Source organism: Catenulispora sp. EB89, from assembly GCF_041261445.1.
Lineage (GTDB): Bacteria > Actinomycetota > Actinomycetes > Streptomycetales > Catenulisporaceae > Catenulispora.
Map to the genome: position 1 here is coordinate 1 of NZ_JBGCCU010000021.1, position 15,095 is coordinate 15,095.

Here is a 15,095-nt window from a genome sequence, read left to right on the forward strand (position 1 = left end):
GGATCCGGGACTCGGCGACCAACACACGAACCGCCGCCGACGCGGGGGGTTGGGGATCCCTCAGAGTCTCGAGTGCCCCCGCCGGAGGCGCCTGCTCTTGACTTCAGGTGCCCACCACGCCCGACGATTGCCGCCTACGCAACGCATGCGCAGTGACTCGGACCGGTGCGCGGTCGTGTCCAGCAACACCGCCGGCCGCCAACGCGACGCCAGGCACACTACCGAACTGCGTCCCCCTGCGAGGTCACCAAACCTTAGGCGAAGCCGTAAAAAGCCTCTTAAAAACCCACCAACAAACCGCACCCACCACACCCACCACACCTCAAGCAGGAGCACCCCTCTTGGCCATCATCACGTCCAGCGCCCGATACGTAATACCGCGTATTGCCCCGCGTAAGTTCGAACCCTGACACAACCGTGGATCGTGCCCTATGCAGCCACCGAGAAGGGAGAACCTGATGAAGAAGAGCTACCGCAAGTTCGCAGCCGCCATGGTCCTCGCGTCGGCGCTCGCGGTCGCGGTCGTCACCGCGGCCCCGGCGTCGGCCGGCGTGATGCAGCCGGCCTGCCACGAGGGGACTACCTGCTACCCGTGGTAGACCGCTAGTCCGCTAGTCCGCTAGTCCGCTGGTCCGTCAGGCCGCTGGTCCGCCGGACCGCGCCATACCGTCGGCGTCTCCCTTCTCGGGGGCGCCGACGTGCTGTTCTGCCGTCACGCCGGGTCGGTGACGCCCATCCGCAGGTGGTCGGCGTGGTAGATGGCCTGGTCGAGCAGTTCGGCCACGTGGTTGTCGTAGAGCGCGTAGATCATCGACTTGCCGCGGCGTTCGGCGGTCACCAGGCCGAGGTTCCGCAGTAGGCGCAGTTGGTGGGAGCAGGCCGACTGCTCCATGCCGACCTCGGCGGCCAGGGCGGTCGCGGCCAGTGGTCCTTCGCGCAGCCGGGCCAGGATCAGCAGGCGCGACGGGGTGGCCAGGGCCTGGAGCGTGGTCGCCACCCGGGCCGCGCTGGCGGCGTCCAGGCGGACGCGCGGTACGGCTTCGGCGGGGGGAGCTCCATGACCCATGGTCGAAGTGTACCTGCGCGAACGCATGAACCATTATTCATTTGTTCCTGTAGGGTGGGGCCGTCGGACCGTCCGGCGTGCCGTGACCAAGGATTCGCCGCTGATGTCTCCCTTCACCCTGCCCGAGGTCCGGTGGGCCTCCGCCGCGCTGGTGCTGTTCCTGGTCGCGCTGCCGCTGCAGCTGACGGGGGCGCCCGCGTGGGCCTGGGCCCCGCTGTATGCCGTGGTCTATGTGACCGGCGGTTGGGAGCCTGGTTGGGCCGGGCTTGGGGCGCTGCGGGAGAAGACGCTGGACGTCGACCTGCTGATGGTGGTCGCCGCGCTGGGCGCGGCGGCCGTCGGCCAGGTGCTGGACGGTGCCCTGCTGATCGTCATCTTCGCCACCTCCGGCGCGCTGGAGGCGGTCGCCACCCACCGCACCGAGCAGGCCGTGCGCGGGCTCCTGGACCTGGCGCCCGAGCGTGCCACCCGGATCGCCGCGGACGGCTCCGAAGACGTCGTCGACGCCGTCGCGCTCCGGGTCGGCGACACCATCCTGGTCCGGCCCGGCGAGCGCGTCGCCGCCGACGGCCAGGTGGTCCGCGGCGCCTCCGACGTGGATCAGGCCACGATCACCGGCGAGCCGCTGCCGGTGGCGAAGAACGCCGGCGACGAGGTGTTCGCCGGGACGCTCAACGGCGTCGGTGCGCTGACCGTGCGGGTCGACCGGGCGTCCGCGGACACCGTCGTGGCGCGGATCGTCGCGATGGTCGAGGAGGCCTCGGCCACCAAAGCCAGGACGCAGCTGTTCATCGAGAAGGTGGAGCAGCGCTACTCGATCGGCATGGTCGCCGCGACGCTTCTGCTGTTCGCCGTCCCGCTGCTGGCCGGCGCCGCGTTCCAGCCGAGCCTGCTGCGCGCCATGACCTTCATGATCGTCGCCTCACCGTGCGCGGTGGTGCTGGCCACGATGCCGCCGCTGCTGGCCTCGATGGCCAACGCCGGGCGCCACGGCGTGCTGGTGAAGTCCGCGGTGGTGATGGAACACCTCGGGACCACGACCCGCGTCGCCTTCGACAAGACCGGGACGCTGACCGAGGGACGCCCGCGCCTGGCCGAGATCACGGTCCTGCCCGGCGGCGAGTTCGACGAGAAGCAGATCCTGGCACTCGCCGCCGCCGCTGAGAACCTTTCGGAGCATCCGTTGGCGCGCGCGGTTGTGACTGCGGCGAAGGACGCCGGACTGGAGCTGGCGCACGCCGAGGACTTCGTGGCCAGGCCAGGACGCGGTGTCAGTGCCCTGATCGACGGTCGGCGCGTCGAGGTCGGGAGTCCGGCGTATCTGCTCGCCGAGGACACTGGTGCGGTAAGCACCGGTGCCGCGACCAAGAACGCCATCACCAAGAACGCCATCACCGAGAACGCCATCGCCGCCATGCAAGAGTCCGGCCAGACCGCCACCGTCGTCCGCATCGACGGCACGCCGGCCGGGCTGCTGGGCATCGCCGACCGCGTCCGTCCGGCCGCCGCCCGCACGGTCGCCAGGATCGAAGCATTGATCGGCACCGCGCCGATCGTCCTCACCGGTGACAACGCCGCCGCCGCACGCCGCCTGGCCGCCGAGGTCGGCATCACCGACGTCCGCGCCGGCCTGCTCCCCGAGGACAAGGTGAGCGCGGTCCGCGAGTGGGAGGCGGCAGGAGAGCGGGTGCTGCTGGTCGGCGACGGCGTCAACGACGCCCCGGCGCTGGCCGCCGCGCACACCGGCGTCGCCATGGGCCGGGCCGGCTCGGACCTCGCGCTGGACACGGCCGACGCCGTCGTGATGCGCGACGACCTGGCGACCGTGCCGGCGGCGATCGCGCTGTCCCGGGCCGCGCGCCGCGTCGTGGTCGCGAACCTGGTGATCGCGGGCGCCATCATCGCCGGCCTGGTGACGTGGGATCTGGCCGGCACGCTCCCGCTGCCGCTCGGCGTGCTCGGGCACGAGGGCTCGACGGTCATCGTCGGGCTCAACGGTCTGCGCCTGCTGCGCAAGAGCGTGTGGGACAAGGCGCTGAACGCAGGCACCGCGGCATGAACGGCGTGAACGGCGTGAGCCGCGCCGAGGGCGAACACGCGGCGCGGCGTTCGTCGATCCGCTCGCGACGCGCTCAGGCAGGCATCGGCAGCAGCATGACCGGTGTCGTCGTGGGCTGAGCCGACCCGCCGGCCGGCTCCACCGTGAGCCCGATGGTCTGTGCGTCGCCCAGGCCGTGCGCCAGCACCGGTCCGGTGGAGCCGTCGGCGCCGGCGGCCAGCAGCCCGCCCGAGCGGGTCCCGGAGGGCCCCATCATCCACAGCTGGTAGGCCTTGCCCGGCGGCAGCTTCGCGAGTCCGTCGACGGTGATCGCGGCCGCGTCGTGCGAGCGGGACACGAGCACCGTCCCGACCCCGCCGGTGCGGACGCTTGCGGTGTCGGTCCGGGCGTCGGGTGCGGACAGCAGTGCGGTGATGCCAGTGCTCTGCTGCCGCGCCTGGTCGAGCTGGTGCTGCTGGTCGCCCGACTGGACGCCCAGGACCGCCACGGCCGCGGCCAGCCCCGTGGCCAGTCCCCAGCCGAGCGCGGTGAACCAGCGGCGGCGGGGGCGGGGGTTGGGGCCGTGCGACGGCTGCCGCGACGTCTGCCACGCGGGGCGGGGCGCGGTGTGTCGCGTCGGCGCGTGAGCGAGGACCGGCGCGATCTGCCGGGTGACGGCCACCCGTGCGTCGACCGCGGCCTTCAACCGCGGCGGCGCGGTCTCGGCGACGGCCGAGGCCAGTAGCGCGGTGGTCTCCTGCAGCTCGGCGACCTCCTGCGCGCAGACCGGGCAGCGGGCCAGGTGGCGTTCGAACGCGGTGCGTTCCGCCGGGTCCAGCGCGTGGCAGACGTAGGCGCCGGTCAGGGAGTGGACCTCCGGGTCCATCGTGTTCATCACGCCACCCCCAAGCAGTCGCGGAGTCGGGCCAGCCCGTCGCGCAGACGGGTCTTCACAGTGCCGAGCGGGGTGTCCAGGAGCTGCGCCACCTGCGAATAGGTGTAGCCGCCGTAGAAGGCCAGCGTCACCGACTGGCGTTGCAGCTCCGTCAGGCCGCCCAGGCAGTGCCGGACGCGCTGCCGGTCCAGCCGCGCCTCGACGGCCTCCACCACCTGGTCGAACGGTGCGTCCACCATAAGCTGCGCGTCCCGGGCGTCCCGGCGCGCGGCGGCGTCGGCGGAGCGCACGCGGTCCACGGCCCGGGCGTGCGCCATGGTCAGGGCCCAGGCGCGGGCCGAGCCGCGGGCCGGGTCGAAGCGGCTGGCGGTGCGCCAGATCTCCACCAGCACCTCCTGCGCGACCTCCTCGGCCTGGGCCGGGTCGCGCAGGACCCGGCGCGCCACGCCCAGGATCGGGCCGGCGAGCTGCGCGTAGACCGCGTCGAACGCGTCGCGCTCGCCGAGGGCCACCCGGTGCAGGTGCGACTCCAGCGTCGCCGCCGGCGTCGCCCCCGGTACCGGACTAAGCGTCGCGTCTCCCGATTCTCGACTCACGTCCGGTATTCGGAGCGGAGCCGCGGCCGGATTGGTGCGGACGGGTGATTCACGAAAAACACCGACCAATCCGAATCCGCTCCGGCTCCGAACAAGCACCGTCATCAGGACCCGGACACTGTCCCGAATCCCCGCGAAGGAGAACTCCCGTGACCTCGAACCGGGACCTTGGTCCGGAGCTTGGCCCGGAGCACGTCGCGACGTCGCCGGAGCCTGCTGGGGCGCCGCAGTCGAGCGCGTCCTCCCGCACAGCTCAGTCACTCTTTGACAAGGTACAGATATCCCGCAGATCCTCCCCAGGAAGTAGGCAGGCATGGAATCAGGCATGCAGCAGACCGGCGTGTCCCGTCGAGGTGTCGTGAAAGGCGCGGCCGGCGCCGCGGCCGTCGGCGCCGTGACGCTGGCCTCCCCGCGCACCGCGCAGGCCGAGACGGCGCCCGCGCCGGCCCGCCCCGGCGCGCGCGGGCCGGTCCATCCCGTGATCGAGGAGACCATGACGGTCCACGTGCGCGACGCGCGCGCCGGGCTGCTCGACATCTACGTCGGCGAGCGCCACGTCCAGGTCCGCGACAAGGACCTGGCCGCGCGTCTCATCGCCGCCGCCCGCTAGTCGACGACCCCTCCCCACGTCCACTCCGCCCAGTAATCGAGGCTCCCCTGATGTCCTCCCACCGCGAAGCTCCCGAGATCTCCAAGGACTCGGTCGCCGACAGCACCGACCTGTACGCCTTCGTCAGTCCGAACGCGCCTGACACCGTCACCCTGATCGCCAACTACCTGCCGTTGCAGGGTCCGGCCGCCGGCCCGAACTTCTACGAGTTCGGCGACGACGTGCTGTACGAGATCCACATCGACAACACCGGCGACGGCCGTCCGGACGTGACCTACCAGTTCCGGTTCACGACCACCGTCCACAACCCGAACACGTTCCTGTACAACACCGGCCCGATCACCTCGCTGGACAGCGCCAACTGGAACCGCCGCCAGACCTACTCGGTCACCCGCGTCGACGCCTGGGGCCGCTGCACCATGCTGGGCCAGGGCCTGGCCTGTCCGCCGTGCAACATCGGGCCGCTGTCCACGCCCGACTACCCGGGCCTGGCCCAGGCCGCGGTGCACAACCTGGGCGGCGGGCGCACGGTCTTCGCCGGCCAGCGCGCCGAGGGTTTCTACGTCGACCTCGGGTCGATCTTCGACCTGGGCGACCTGCGGCCGTTCCAGAACCTGCACACCACCTTCAACATCCCCGGCCTGACGCTGAACGCGCAGCAGGGCGTCAACAGCACCGCGCAGCTCAACGTGCACAGCATCGCGATCCAGGTGCCGATCACCGACCTGACCCGCGACGGCTGGCACGGAACCAACGTCGCCGACCCGCGCGCGGTGGTCGGCGTGTGGACGACGGCGTCCCGGCGCAAGGTCACCGTCCGCGAGATCGAGGCCGGCCGGGACGACGAGAACGGCCCGTTCGTCCAGGTCTCCCGGCTGGGCAGCCCGCTGTTCAACGAGGTCCTGGTGCCGATGGCGCGCAAGGACGAGTGGAACGCGCTGCCGCCGGCCGACGACAAGCGCTTCGCGCAGTACGTGGCGCACCCCGAACTGGCCTCGCTGCTGCCGGCCCTGTACCCGGGGGTGTTCCCGAACCTGGCCGCGCTGGACGCCGCCGGCACCGCCCGGGCCGACCTGCTGGCGATCCTGCTCACCGGTATCCCCTCCGGCGTCATCCCCGGCTTCCAGAACAACACCGGCACCGTGCAGGCCGACATGCTCCGCCTGAACACCGCGATCAAGCCCTCGGCCACCCCCAACAACCTCGGCCTGCTCGGCGGCGACCTCGCCGGATTCCCCAACGGCCGGCGCGTCGCTGACGACGTCGTCACCATCGAGCTGCGCGCTATCGCCGGCGTCACCTACGCCCTGGTCGCCACCTACACCCCGGACGCGGCAGCGGGCCTCGTGACCGACTTCAACCCGCCGGTGCCGGGTCTGCCGGCGTATCTGCCGACGTTCCCCTACCTCGGCGTCCCCTACAGCGGCTACAGCGTCCAGTGAGCGAGCAGATCCACGGTCCCTCCCCGGCCGGCAGCGTCGTGCTGAATCTGGGGGCGAACATCGGCGCGCTGATCCTGGAGGCCGACGCGAGCCTGCTCGGTGCTGAGATCGAGATCAGCCGGGCAGACCTCGGTGCCGGTGCCGGTGACCACGCTGTGCACGCTCACCGCACGCACAGCATGGTCCGCGAACGCCACACCGTCCCGAACCCCCGCTACGACGCGGTCTACCCGGACCTCGAGGCCGGCCGCTACACGATCTGGCGGGACGCCGAAACCCCCGACGCGACCATCACCGTCGTCGGGGGACAGATCACCACCCACACGTTCTCGCGCGCAGTGGGAGCGGAGCAGAGCTGATCACTCTCCGCGCCGGGGGTCCGCCCCTCGGCGCGGAGACAGTCCGGCCTCGACGCCGAGGACATGGCATGTCCGTTCCCAGGCGAGCGAGGTCTTGCGGGCTGCCTCCACGGCTTTCGCCAGATCGCGGTGGGACCTGGCGATCTGCTGCGGGTCGCCGCTGTGTTGAGCGGCAGTAAGGCTTTGCTGAGCGTCGTCGCAGCGCGCAGCTGCGCGCCGCAGCGCCGCCTCCATCTCCTCGCGGCGCTCGGCCAGCTGGGCGATCCAGGCGCCGTGGACGATGGCCTCGGCTTCCCGGACCAACCGGCTCGGCGCGCTGCGGGAGGCCGCCTTGCGGGTACGGATCGTTCTTCGCAGATGGCACATCGTCGCGTTCCCTTCCTCCCATGATTCGGTCCCGGCCGGGTTCCGGATTGGATCCGGGCGCTCAGTGGATGGCGACCGGGATCTGCACGGTCGTCTCGTCCACGTCGTCGGTGCGTACCGTGACGGCCAGCCGCCACGTGCCGGACAGCGGCAGCGAGGCGTCGCCGATGAGGTGGCCGGCTCCCGCGGTGCGCAGCGTCACCGGCAGCGGGCCCAGCGCGCGGGAGGCGAGCGTGAAGGACGCCTGGACTTGCAGCACCTGCTCCTGCTTGCCGGTCGGGCCGAGGGTGTAGAGGTGGACGGTGTCGGCGCCGGTCTTCGCCGGGTCGACGGTCACCTGGACGGTGCCGGTCCCGCCGGGGCCGCCGGTGTCGAACGCGGCCGAGCCGCTGACCGGTCCGGCGGACGCCGCGTGCGCGGTGCGGGCCGGCGGGGCGTTGACCAGTGCCGCGGTCAGTGCCAGGACGCAGATCCCCACGCTGACCTCGCCGGCCACGGAACGGCGCAGCCTGGAGATCGCGGCGCGGTCCGTGGTCCCCGGGTTCCGGTCCTCGCGGTGTCGGGCGATCCAGGATCGGGCCAGGTAGCCCAAGCCGATCAGCAGGGCGACGCCGAGCAGCTTGAGCAGCAGCAGCTTCCCGTACGCGGTGCCGGTCAGCGCCGAGAACGAACCGACCTGCCGCCAGCTCTGGTACGTGCCGGTCCCCACGAGGACGATCACGCAGGACAGCGCGACCGGCGAGAACTTGCGCACCATCTCGGCCCGCTCGCCCGGTGTCCCCTGTCCGCCGCGGCGCAGGACGATCGCGCCCAGCATGGTCAGTCCGCCGAGCCAGACGGCCATCGCGCACAGGTGGGTGACGTCGACCGGCAGCGCGAGGGCCACCTGGATGCCGGTGTCCGAGTGTCCGGAGAAGGCCCACGTCGCGGCGATCCCCACGGTCAGGACGCCGCCGACCGCCGCTGCCAGCGTGCGGGCCCGCCGCGAGGCGTCCTGGAGGCGGGTGAAAAGCCAGGCCAGCAAGGCGGCGGCGAGGGCCAGCAGGACCAGCCGGATCCACAGCGCCTCGCCGAGGCGCGTCGACAAGGTCGTGCGCAGCACGCCGGTGTCCAGCGCGCGGCCGATCCCGAAGCCGGCGCCATAAGGGCCCTGGAGAAGTAGCACGCCGGCGGTGGCTACGGCGAGCCCGCTCCACGCCGACACCAGGAGGATCCGCACGGCCTTGGTGCGCGCGCCCTTGGGCCACCAGGCGAACACGAACAGCGCCGCGCCGACCAGGACGGCGAAGGAGGTGTAGGCCACGAAGCGTGCCACCGCGTAGAGCGCACCGACCGCCTTGCTGCCGGAGGGATTCAGGGTCGAGGAGTTCACCGTGGAGGCGGAGGCCTGGCCGACGTTGAAGGTGAACGCCCCCTGCACCGGATGGGAGTCCGCGGAGATGACCCGCCACGCGACGGTGTACGTGCCCTGATTCAGTCCGGACGCGACATCGACGGCGACCTCGTCGGCGTGGCCGGGCGGATGTGTGGGGCTGCCCTCGTCGACTCGGGCGCCGGACGGCGCGAAGACGCGCAGCGCGCCGAACTGCAGCGCCACCGGCTCGTCGAAGGTCACCGACACCTGATGCGGGGCCGCGGCGACGGTCTGGCCGTCGCTCGGCGAGGTCGCCACGACGGTGGCGTGCGCGAAGGCGCCCTGCGCCGTCAGCACGATCAGGCAGATGACCAGAGCCGGGAGAACGAGCAGCCGACGAAGCATGGGGACCGCCTCAGTCCGAGGGCGCGGCGTCGGAAGACTTGCGGCGGGCCCGGGAGATGCCGAACGCGCCGACCCCCAGACCAGCCACGCCGACCGCGATACCCACGCCGCCGAGAGTCCGCGCGGTGGTGTCGCTGCCGGCCGGACTTGCCGCCGCCGGGCCGGCCGCGACCGACAGCGCGGTGGCCGCGGTATCCGAGGCCTGCGAACCTGACGCCGAACCGGAGCCGGTCAGGGCCAGGACCGGAGCCGGGTGGTCCGGCGCGGGCTGGCCGGCTTGGGCCAGATCGATCCAGCGCACCACATCGCCGTTCGAGTACGTCTGGACGGCCTTGAACACGAGTTGGTTCGTGTCATCGGGCAGCTTGCCCAGCATGACGTGGAATCCCTGGTACTGCCCCGGCGCCAGCGCGCCGCCGCTCCAGGTGAGCTCTGAGACGACCTGCGTGACCGTGCCGTCGTCGGTGGTGACGGGCTTGGGAAGCGTGGCGTTGGTTACCGCGACCGTCCAGCCGGGAGTGGGCTCCGGCAGCACGCCGGTGATCGGATGGTCGGTGGGGAAGACGACCTCCAGTTTCGTGGTGTTCGCCGCGACTTCCTCGTTCGGGACGCGGAAGGTCAGCTCGACATCGCTGCCGCCTTTGGCGGTCGTGTCCGGACCGATGGTGACGTGTGCCGAGGCCAGGCCTGCTGAAGCGAAGACGAACAGCGCCGTGCCGGCGAGGACTGCTGCCAGCGGCTTTCCACCTCGCGACGATCTCTGATGACCAGACATCACGGTTCTCCTTTCCACGGCCCGGCGTGGATGTCAGCCGGCGGCCGGAGCTTTGGCGCGGCTTCGGCGTGGCCTGATGATCAGCGGCGTCAGCGCCGCCACGGCCGCACCCTGGCCGATCAGAGCCCAGACCTTGTCGGCGTACCAAAGCGGCTCGTACATGTTCGGAAGCGGCCCGATCGCGCCGGGGTTCGCGTAGCGGTAGAACAGGATCGCCGCCAGGCCCGCGGCCGCGGTCAGCCAGGCGAAGGCGTCTCCGGCGCGCCGCCGCCACAGCACGACCAGCACGGCGGCGAGGATCGCGGCGCCCGCCTCGATGCGGAACAGCGTGCCCTGGCTGACGACCGACGAGCTGATCGGGTCGTAGCGGTGCGCCAGTTTCAGGTGGATGTAGGCGTCCACTACCAGGCCGGCGGCTGCGATCGCCCGCAGAGCGACAGGGATGACCGTCATCAGGGGCCTCCTATCCGACCGTTAGGGTGCCGTGCATCGAGGCGTGGATGGTGCAGACGTACGGATACGCGCCGGGAGTGGTCGGGGCGGTGATCGTCGCCGACTTGCCGGGGTTGAGGGCGCCGGTGTCGAAGGCGGCGCCGGAGCTGGCCGTCAGGGTGTGGGTCACGGAGTCGTGGTTCACGACGGTGATGGTCTGCCCAGGGTGCACGGTGAGGTTCGCCGGGCTGAACGCGAAGTTGTCGATGACGATCTGCGCGGCGGCCGTTGTGCTCGGTGCCGTGCTTGGTGCGGTACTCGGCGCCGGCGTACTCGGGGCCGTGGTCGTCGAGGGCGCGGTGGGGGAGCTCGGCGCCGTCGCGGGCGGCGTGCTGCTCTTGCTCGTCGTCGAGGAGCAGCCGGCGGCCGCGAGGATCACGAGGGCGGCCGGGACCGCGACGCGTCGCAGGGTTCTGGTTCTGGTCATGGCGCTTTCCCTTCTACTTGCCGGTCCAGCAGCCGAGGATGTCGGTGGTGACCTCGTAGGCCACATCGGCGCGGCTGAGCTTGCTCGCGCCGGATGTCGCCGGCAGGCCGGTGGCATCGACGTGCAGGGTCTTGTCGTCCTTCAGGACGACGACGTGCCCGGCGGCGTTCTGGAACCCGGGGTTGCCCAGGCCCTCGCTGCCGGTGAGCGGCGTGGTGGAGCCCAGTTGGTGCTTGAGCGCCGCGAGGTAGGCGTTCGCGGACGGAGCGTCCGGCGATTCCTTCACCGACAGCACGAGCGTGCTGGACCCCAGGTGATACGTGCAGGTGTAGAGGTGGTCGGTCCAGGTGGCCGTGGTGGTCGGGGCCGGCGTGGCAGCCAGGATCGTCTCCACCGCGGTCTGGATCTCCGTGTCGCAGACCATTCGCGCGGACGCGGAGGGCCCGGCCGCCGTTGAAGCAGCGGACGACGTGCTCGGAGCGGGGGCGGCCGGCGTGGCGGCCTTCGCCGACGCGCAGCCGGCCATCGCGGCCGTCACGGAGACGGCGGCGAGGAGTCTCAGTCCCCTCATGATGTCCTCCTCTCTGGCGGTCAGGCCGGGTGCGTCCCGGTCAGGGTGGCGTAGACGACGATGTCGTCCAGGTAGTGCTGGTTCTCGAACGGTCCGGCACAGGTGATCAGCCGGAGCTGCGGGTTCGTGGTGTTGCCGTAGACGGTCAGGGTCGGGAACGAGCTCTTGGCGTACTTGTTGACGCCGTCGATCCGGAACACGGCCACGGTGTGGTCGCTGCGCGTCACGTCGACCGTCTCGCCGGGCCGCAGCGCGCCCAGGTTGTAGAAGACGCCCTCGGCACCGGTGGTGCCGTCGATGTGGCCGACGATGACCGCCGGTCCGATCTGGCCCGGAGCCGGGGAGTAGCGGTACCAGCCCGGAACTTCGGGTGCGGTCAGGGGCGGCGTCTGGATGCTGCCGTCCGAGTTCTGGCCCAGCTGGATCAGCGTGTGGCTCACGCCGATCTCCGGGATGCTGATCGCGGTCGGCGTGGCCGCCGGGGCTGGCGACTTCTGGGGCGTCGTCGGTGTTACCGAAGGCGACGTCGTCGAAGGCGGTGTCGTCGACGGCGGCACAGTGGGCGCTGTCGACATGCTGGAGGCCGGCAGCGCGGCCGAGGCCGGCGGCTGCGGCGGATGGTGCTGCGCGGAGAGCCCGAGGACCAGCGTCCCCACCGAAGCCAGCAGGAGGACGGCAGCCGCCGACGCCAGCAGACGCCGGCGGCCACTACCGAACAGCCTTGTCAGCAAGGACATGACCGACATGACTGCCTACTTCTGGACGGCGTTCCGGCGCCGCAGGTACAGCGCGCCACCAGCGGTGGCCGCCAGGCCCGCGCTCGCGGCGAACATCCACGGCTGCTGCAGACCCGAGGTCCCGCCGCCGCCGGTGTTCACCCCGCCGCCGGGCACCGAAGACATCTGCGACACCTGGAGCGGGCCGCACAGCGCCGGCGAGGTCGCGGCCAGCGGCAGCGACGGAACCAGGTCGCTGGGCTCGGCCTGCGCCTGGGCGCTGAGGGTCGTCGGGTCCAGGCCGTGGACCACGATCACGGCCTTGCCGGCCTCGATCGAGGACACGGTCGCCGAGTCCAGGGTGATGGTGCGCGAATAGCTGTACGATCCGCCGGACGGCGCGATCTTCACGTCGGTGCCGGCCGCCGGACTGGTGTCCCCGCTGACGCTCAGCGTGGTACCGATCCCGCCGTAGAACGAGGCGCCTTCGGTGGTGCTGACCACGCCGTCGCCGTTCTTGTCGGCCGAGGCGGTCGGGCAGGTGCCCGCGGCACCGATGTGGATGTGCTGGACGTGCGGATAGGCCGCGCCCATGAAGGTCGTGGCCAGCCCCTGCACGTTCTCGGTGATGACGGCCTGGTCACCGTTCAGCTGAAGCATCAGCGTCCCGGAGCCGGTGGCGTGGTTCAGCGGGTTCAGCGTCGCCATGTAGGTGGCGGTGCCGGACGTCTGCGCGCTGGCCGTCGAGGCGGCGAAGGCCAGCGGAAACGCCAGCAGGGCCGCGGGGGCGGCGGCCAGCGCCAGGATCCTGGTGGTTCTCTTCGGGTGCGTCATCGTGCTCTCCTCCAGCTAGCGGTTCAGCTCCGGATGACGTCTCTGATCTGCGGGTGGGCGATCGCCCACGAGGAGCAGGGACTGAAGGACGATGTGCGTCGGGGGTCCGGGAGCGCATCGGCTCGACCTTCAGGGGGTGATTCGGAGACGTCGGTACATCGGATTGGTGGAGGATCTGAACCGCTGGCTGGAGGATGGTTGGCGAGCCGCTGGGCCGCCGGGCCGATGCCCTGGTGGGGCCCGGTTTTTCAGACTGCGACGACGCCCTCGCCGCCGACGGCGTCCGGGACGGTCTCGGAGCCGATCGGGCTGAGCGTGCCGTCGGGGTTGATCGCGTACTCGTCCACGATGCCCTGGCCTCCGGTCTGCACGTACAGGAAGCGGCCGTCGCGCGAAGCCGCGGAGTCGACGGTGCCCGGGTCGGTGGCCGCGGTGCCGATCGGCGCCAGCGCACCGCCCGCGCCGGCGCGGTAGATGCTGACGGTCGCGCTGCCGGCGTTGGAGGCGTACAGCAGATCGCCGACCGCGGTGATCCAGCAGGTCGCCTGCTGGCCGGTGGCCGCGGTCTGCCGGGGCGTGAGTGTTCCGTCGTGGTTCACGGTGAAGGAGGCCACGGCGTTCGGGCCGGCCTCGGTCAGGTACAGGGTCCGGCCGGCCGGGTCGGTGACGAAGGCGAACGGCACCGCGTTCGGAAGGTTGGTCACCACCGGGGCCGGCGCGGGGGCGCCGTCGTCGTCGAGGGCGAAGACGTCGACATCGTTGCCGTTGGCCTTGGTGGTCACGACCAGCTTGTGGCCCCAGTCGGCGAACCCGACCTGACCGGGGGTGTTCGTGAACTGCGGCGTGGCGTTCGGGTCCAGCCCGAGGGGCCGGTTCCAGCCGTGGCGCGGGTGCAGACGACCGTCCTCGACGGTGTAGCCCTGGACCGAGCCGCCGTTCAGGGCGTTGAGGACGTACACCGTGTCCTCGTGCGCGGCGACGCTCACCGGGAAGGTGCCGCCGGACGGGATGATCTGCCGCAGCCGCAGCCGATCCCCGTGGACGGCGAAGACCGACACCGTGTTGCTCCCGGCGTTGACCGCGTAGAGCAGGCTGTTCTCGCGGTCGAAGGTCAAAGAGCCCTGCGAGGCGAGGTGGTCGACCATCGACCCGTCCAGGACGCCGCCGAGCCCGCCGGTGTCGTAGGCGGCGAGCCGGGTGAGGCGGCCGTCGTCGCCGCGGTGGTAGACGACGACCTGGTTGCCGGTCGTGGCGTCGGTCTGCGCGAACACGACCCCGCCGGCACCCCGGTGGAAGCCGGGCCGGCCGTGCGCCGCGGCCGAGGCCGGGCCGGCCGAGACGCTCGTCGCCGCGAGGAGCGCCGCGGCCGCGGCCCCGAAACGCATGACGTTCTGCATGGGAATCCCTCCGTGGAACCGATTGGCTCCACGGAGGTTATGGCAGTGATGACTCTGATCTGTGCAGGCACAACGCGGTATCAGGCGGCTTAGCCCTATGAGAGTAGACAAGGATTTGATACTTTTTATCCGCAATGGCGCCTTTTTCGTGAAGCAGGAGTAGAATGAGGCCATCCGAGGAAGCGTTTTCGCACTAACATCCGCGCTGGTGTCGCCCCTGGGTGATGACAGGTCCGCTCGCGGACCGGATCGGCGGCTTGGCGTGACGCTTCCCACGTTCGTCCCTCCACCTCTCCGCGGCGACTCCTGCGGTGCCCCGCTCCTGCCGCGGCTGGTCCTGGAGCCGACCCTGTCGCAGACCGGAGTGTTCGACGGCGCCTGGTGGCCGCGCTCGAACGACGTCATGGCGGAGCTGCCGGACCTGATCACGGCGCTGACCGTGCATCTGGGCCGGATCGTGCGCGTCGGTCTCGACGCCGACGCCTGGGACGACGTCCCGCGCAGCGTCACCGTCGACGGCCGGGTGATCAGGATCAGCTGGTTCCCGGGCAGCGAGCGGACCATCAGCCTCAGCCTCGGCTTCCAGAACCACTTCCTGCTCCTGGTCGTCCCGCCGACGACCGGCCCCGGAACGGCGCGGACGGCCATGGCCGAGGCCGCCGGGCGCGACAACGACGCGACCGCCGCCGAACTCCTGCCGTGACAGCGCGGCCGGAGCCCGTCCCCGGCGACTGAATCCGAGCTCTTATACC

18 protein-coding genes are annotated in these 15,095 nt (G+C 71.4%); 6 read left to right on the plus strand and 12 right to left on the minus strand.

Going from position 1 to position 15,095, the window contains the following annotated elements; genetic code table 11:
- Positions 1-458: 458 nt before the first annotated feature.
- A complete protein-coding gene (locus ABH920_RS34690) occupies positions 459-599 on the plus strand; it encodes a hypothetical protein (RefSeq protein ID WP_370353481.1) in 141 nt (46 codons plus the stop codon).
- Positions 600-712: 113 nt separating this feature from the next.
- Here ABH920_RS34690 and ABH920_RS34695 read toward each other — a convergent pair whose 3' ends face one another.
- Positions 713-1,066: an ArsR/SmtB family transcription factor gene (locus tag ABH920_RS34695; RefSeq protein WP_370353482.1), complete on the minus strand. Its 354-nt coding sequence runs from the start codon at positions 1,064-1,066 to the stop codon at positions 713-715.
- Between the two features lie 103 nt (positions 1,067-1,169).
- On the opposite strand from ABH920_RS34695, the gene ABH920_RS34700 reads away from it, so the two are divergent.
- Positions 1,170-3,125: a heavy metal translocating P-type ATPase gene (locus ABH920_RS34700; RefSeq protein ID WP_370353483.1), complete on the plus strand. Its 1,956-nt coding sequence runs from the start codon at positions 1,170-1,172 to the stop codon at positions 3,123-3,125.
- 73 nt (positions 3,126-3,198) lie between these two features.
- Here the strand turns inward: ABH920_RS34700 and ABH920_RS34705 are convergent, their stop codons facing one another.
- Together ABH920_RS34705 and sigK are read right to left on the minus strand one after the other, a co-directional pair.
- Positions 3,199-3,999, minus strand: coding sequence for an anti-sigma factor domain-containing protein (locus ABH920_RS34705; RefSeq protein WP_370353484.1), 801 nt, complete (start codon positions 3,997-3,999; stop codon positions 3,199-3,201).
- Positions 3,999-4,595 carry an ECF RNA polymerase sigma factor SigK gene (gene sigK, locus ABH920_RS34710; protein WP_370353485.1) on the minus strand — a complete coding sequence of 199 codons (597 nt, stop codon included), beginning with the start codon at positions 4,593-4,595 and terminating at the stop codon, positions 3,999-4,001. The genes ABH920_RS34705 and sigK overlap by 1 nt, the downstream gene beginning before the upstream one ends.
- A gap of 313 nt (positions 4,596-4,908) precedes the next feature.
- On the opposite strand from sigK, the gene ABH920_RS34715 reads away from it, so the two are divergent.
- Genes ABH920_RS34715 through ABH920_RS34725 form a run of 3 tightly spaced genes read left to right on the plus strand, consistent with a single transcriptional unit; the run spans position 4,909 to position 7,006 of the window.
- Positions 4,909-5,205 (plus strand): twin-arginine translocation signal domain-containing protein, encoded by a 297-nt coding sequence (locus ABH920_RS34715; RefSeq protein ID WP_370353487.1) that lies wholly within the window; start codon positions 4,909-4,911, stop codon positions 5,203-5,205.
- 50 nt (positions 5,206-5,255) lie between these two features.
- On the plus strand, positions 5,256-6,647 hold the full coding sequence (locus ABH920_RS34720; RefSeq protein WP_370353488.1) for a DUF4331 domain-containing protein: 1,392 nt from the start codon (positions 5,256-5,258) through the stop codon (positions 6,645-6,647).
- A complete protein-coding gene (locus ABH920_RS34725) occupies positions 6,644-7,006 on the plus strand; it encodes a phospholipase (RefSeq protein ID WP_370353489.1) in 363 nt (120 codons plus the stop codon). The genes ABH920_RS34720 and ABH920_RS34725 overlap by 4 nt, the downstream gene beginning before the upstream one ends.
- Here ABH920_RS34725 and ABH920_RS34730 read toward each other — a convergent pair whose 3' ends face one another.
- The 9 genes from ABH920_RS34730 to ABH920_RS34770 form a co-directional block, all read right to left on the minus strand.
- Positions 7,007-7,372, minus strand: coding sequence for a hypothetical protein (locus tag ABH920_RS34730; protein WP_370353490.1), 366 nt, complete (start codon positions 7,370-7,372; stop codon positions 7,007-7,009).
- Positions 7,373-7,433: 61 nt separating this feature from the next.
- Positions 7,434-9,131, minus strand: a complete 1,698-nt coding sequence (locus tag ABH920_RS34735) for a copper resistance CopC/CopD family protein (protein ID WP_370353491.1) — start codon at positions 9,129-9,131, stop codon at positions 7,434-7,436.
- 10 nt (positions 9,132-9,141) lie between these two features.
- A complete protein-coding gene (locus tag ABH920_RS34740) occupies positions 9,142-9,906 on the minus strand; it encodes a YcnI family protein (RefSeq protein WP_370353492.1) in 765 nt (254 codons plus the stop codon).
- A 33-nt stretch (positions 9,907-9,939) separates the two neighbouring features.
- A complete protein-coding gene (locus ABH920_RS34745) occupies positions 9,940-10,359 on the minus strand; it encodes a hypothetical protein (protein ID WP_370353493.1) in 420 nt (139 codons plus the stop codon).
- 10 nt (positions 10,360-10,369) lie between these two features.
- Positions 10,370-10,825: a cupredoxin domain-containing protein gene (locus tag ABH920_RS34750; RefSeq protein WP_370353494.1), complete on the minus strand. Its 456-nt coding sequence runs from the start codon at positions 10,823-10,825 to the stop codon at positions 10,370-10,372.
- 13 nt (positions 10,826-10,838) lie between these two features.
- Entirely contained in the window at positions 10,839-11,396 is a 558-nt protein-coding gene (locus ABH920_RS34755) for a hypothetical protein (protein ID WP_370353495.1), read from the minus strand.
- Between the two features lie 20 nt (positions 11,397-11,416).
- Entirely contained in the window at positions 11,417-12,142 is a 726-nt protein-coding gene (locus tag ABH920_RS34760; protein ID WP_370353496.1) for a class F sortase, read from the minus strand.
- A 6-nt stretch (positions 12,143-12,148) separates the two neighbouring features.
- A complete protein-coding gene (locus tag ABH920_RS34765) occupies positions 12,149-12,946 on the minus strand; it encodes a hypothetical protein (protein ID WP_370353497.1) in 798 nt (265 codons plus the stop codon).
- A gap of 248 nt (positions 12,947-13,194) precedes the next feature.
- Positions 13,195-14,343, minus strand: coding sequence for a lactonase family protein (locus tag ABH920_RS34770; protein ID WP_370353498.1), 1,149 nt, complete (start codon positions 14,341-14,343; stop codon positions 13,195-13,197).
- Between the two features lie 262 nt (positions 14,344-14,605).
- Between ABH920_RS34770 and ABH920_RS34775 the strand changes: the two genes are divergently transcribed.
- Entirely contained in the window at positions 14,606-15,046 is a 441-nt protein-coding gene (locus ABH920_RS34775) for a DUF5994 family protein (RefSeq protein WP_370353499.1), read from the plus strand.
- The last annotated feature ends 49 nt before the right edge of the window (positions 15,047-15,095 follow it).

What these genes read in the sequence shown, in the direction of transcription:
- ABH920_RS34760 (WP_370353496.1), bottom strand. Translation starts at nt 12,142, where the DNA reads ATGTCGGTCATGTCCTTGCTGACAAGGCTGTTCGGTAGTGGCCGCCGG.
- ABH920_RS34730 (WP_370353490.1), bottom strand. Translation starts at nt 7,372, where the DNA reads ATGTGCCATCTGCGAAGAACGATCCGTACCCGCAAGGCGGCCTCCCGC.
- ABH920_RS34745 (WP_370353493.1), bottom strand. Translation starts at nt 10,359, where the DNA reads ATGACGGTCATCCCTGTCGCTCTGCGGGCGATCGCAGCCGCCGGCCTG.
- ABH920_RS34770 (WP_370353498.1), bottom strand. Translation starts at nt 14,343, where the DNA reads ATGCAGAACGTCATGCGTTTCGGGGCCGCGGCCGCGGCGCTCCTCGCG.
- ABH920_RS34695 (WP_370353482.1), bottom strand. Translation starts at nt 1,066, where the DNA reads ATGGGTCATGGAGCTCCCCCCGCCGAAGCCGTACCGCGCGTCCGCCTG.
- ABH920_RS34765 (WP_370353497.1), bottom strand. Translation starts at nt 12,946, where the DNA reads ATGACGCACCCGAAGAGAACCACCAGGATCCTGGCGCTGGCCGCCGCC.
- ABH920_RS34705 (WP_370353484.1), bottom strand. Translation starts at nt 3,999, where the DNA reads ATGAACACGATGGACCCGGAGGTCCACTCCCTGACCGGCGCCTACGTC.
- ABH920_RS34735 (WP_370353491.1), bottom strand. Translation starts at nt 9,131, where the DNA reads ATGCTTCGTCGGCTGCTCGTTCTCCCGGCTCTGGTCATCTGCCTGATC.
- ABH920_RS34720 (WP_370353488.1), top strand. Translation starts at nt 5,256, where the DNA reads ATGTCCTCCCACCGCGAAGCTCCCGAGATCTCCAAGGACTCGGTCGCC.
- ABH920_RS34750 (WP_370353494.1), bottom strand. Translation starts at nt 10,825, where the DNA reads ATGACCAGAACCAGAACCCTGCGACGCGTCGCGGTCCCGGCCGCCCTC.
- ABH920_RS34715 (WP_370353487.1), top strand. Translation starts at nt 4,909, where the DNA reads ATGGAATCAGGCATGCAGCAGACCGGCGTGTCCCGTCGAGGTGTCGTG.
- ABH920_RS34740 (WP_370353492.1), bottom strand. Translation starts at nt 9,906, where the DNA reads ATGTCTGGTCATCAGAGATCGTCGCGAGGTGGAAAGCCGCTGGCAGCA.
- ABH920_RS34755 (WP_370353495.1), bottom strand. Translation starts at nt 11,396, where the DNA reads ATGAGGGGACTGAGACTCCTCGCCGCCGTCTCCGTGACGGCCGCGATG.
- ABH920_RS34690 (WP_370353481.1), top strand. Translation starts at nt 459, where the DNA reads ATGAAGAAGAGCTACCGCAAGTTCGCAGCCGCCATGGTCCTCGCGTCG.
- ABH920_RS34700 (WP_370353483.1), top strand. Translation starts at nt 1,170, where the DNA reads ATGTCTCCCTTCACCCTGCCCGAGGTCCGGTGGGCCTCCGCCGCGCTG.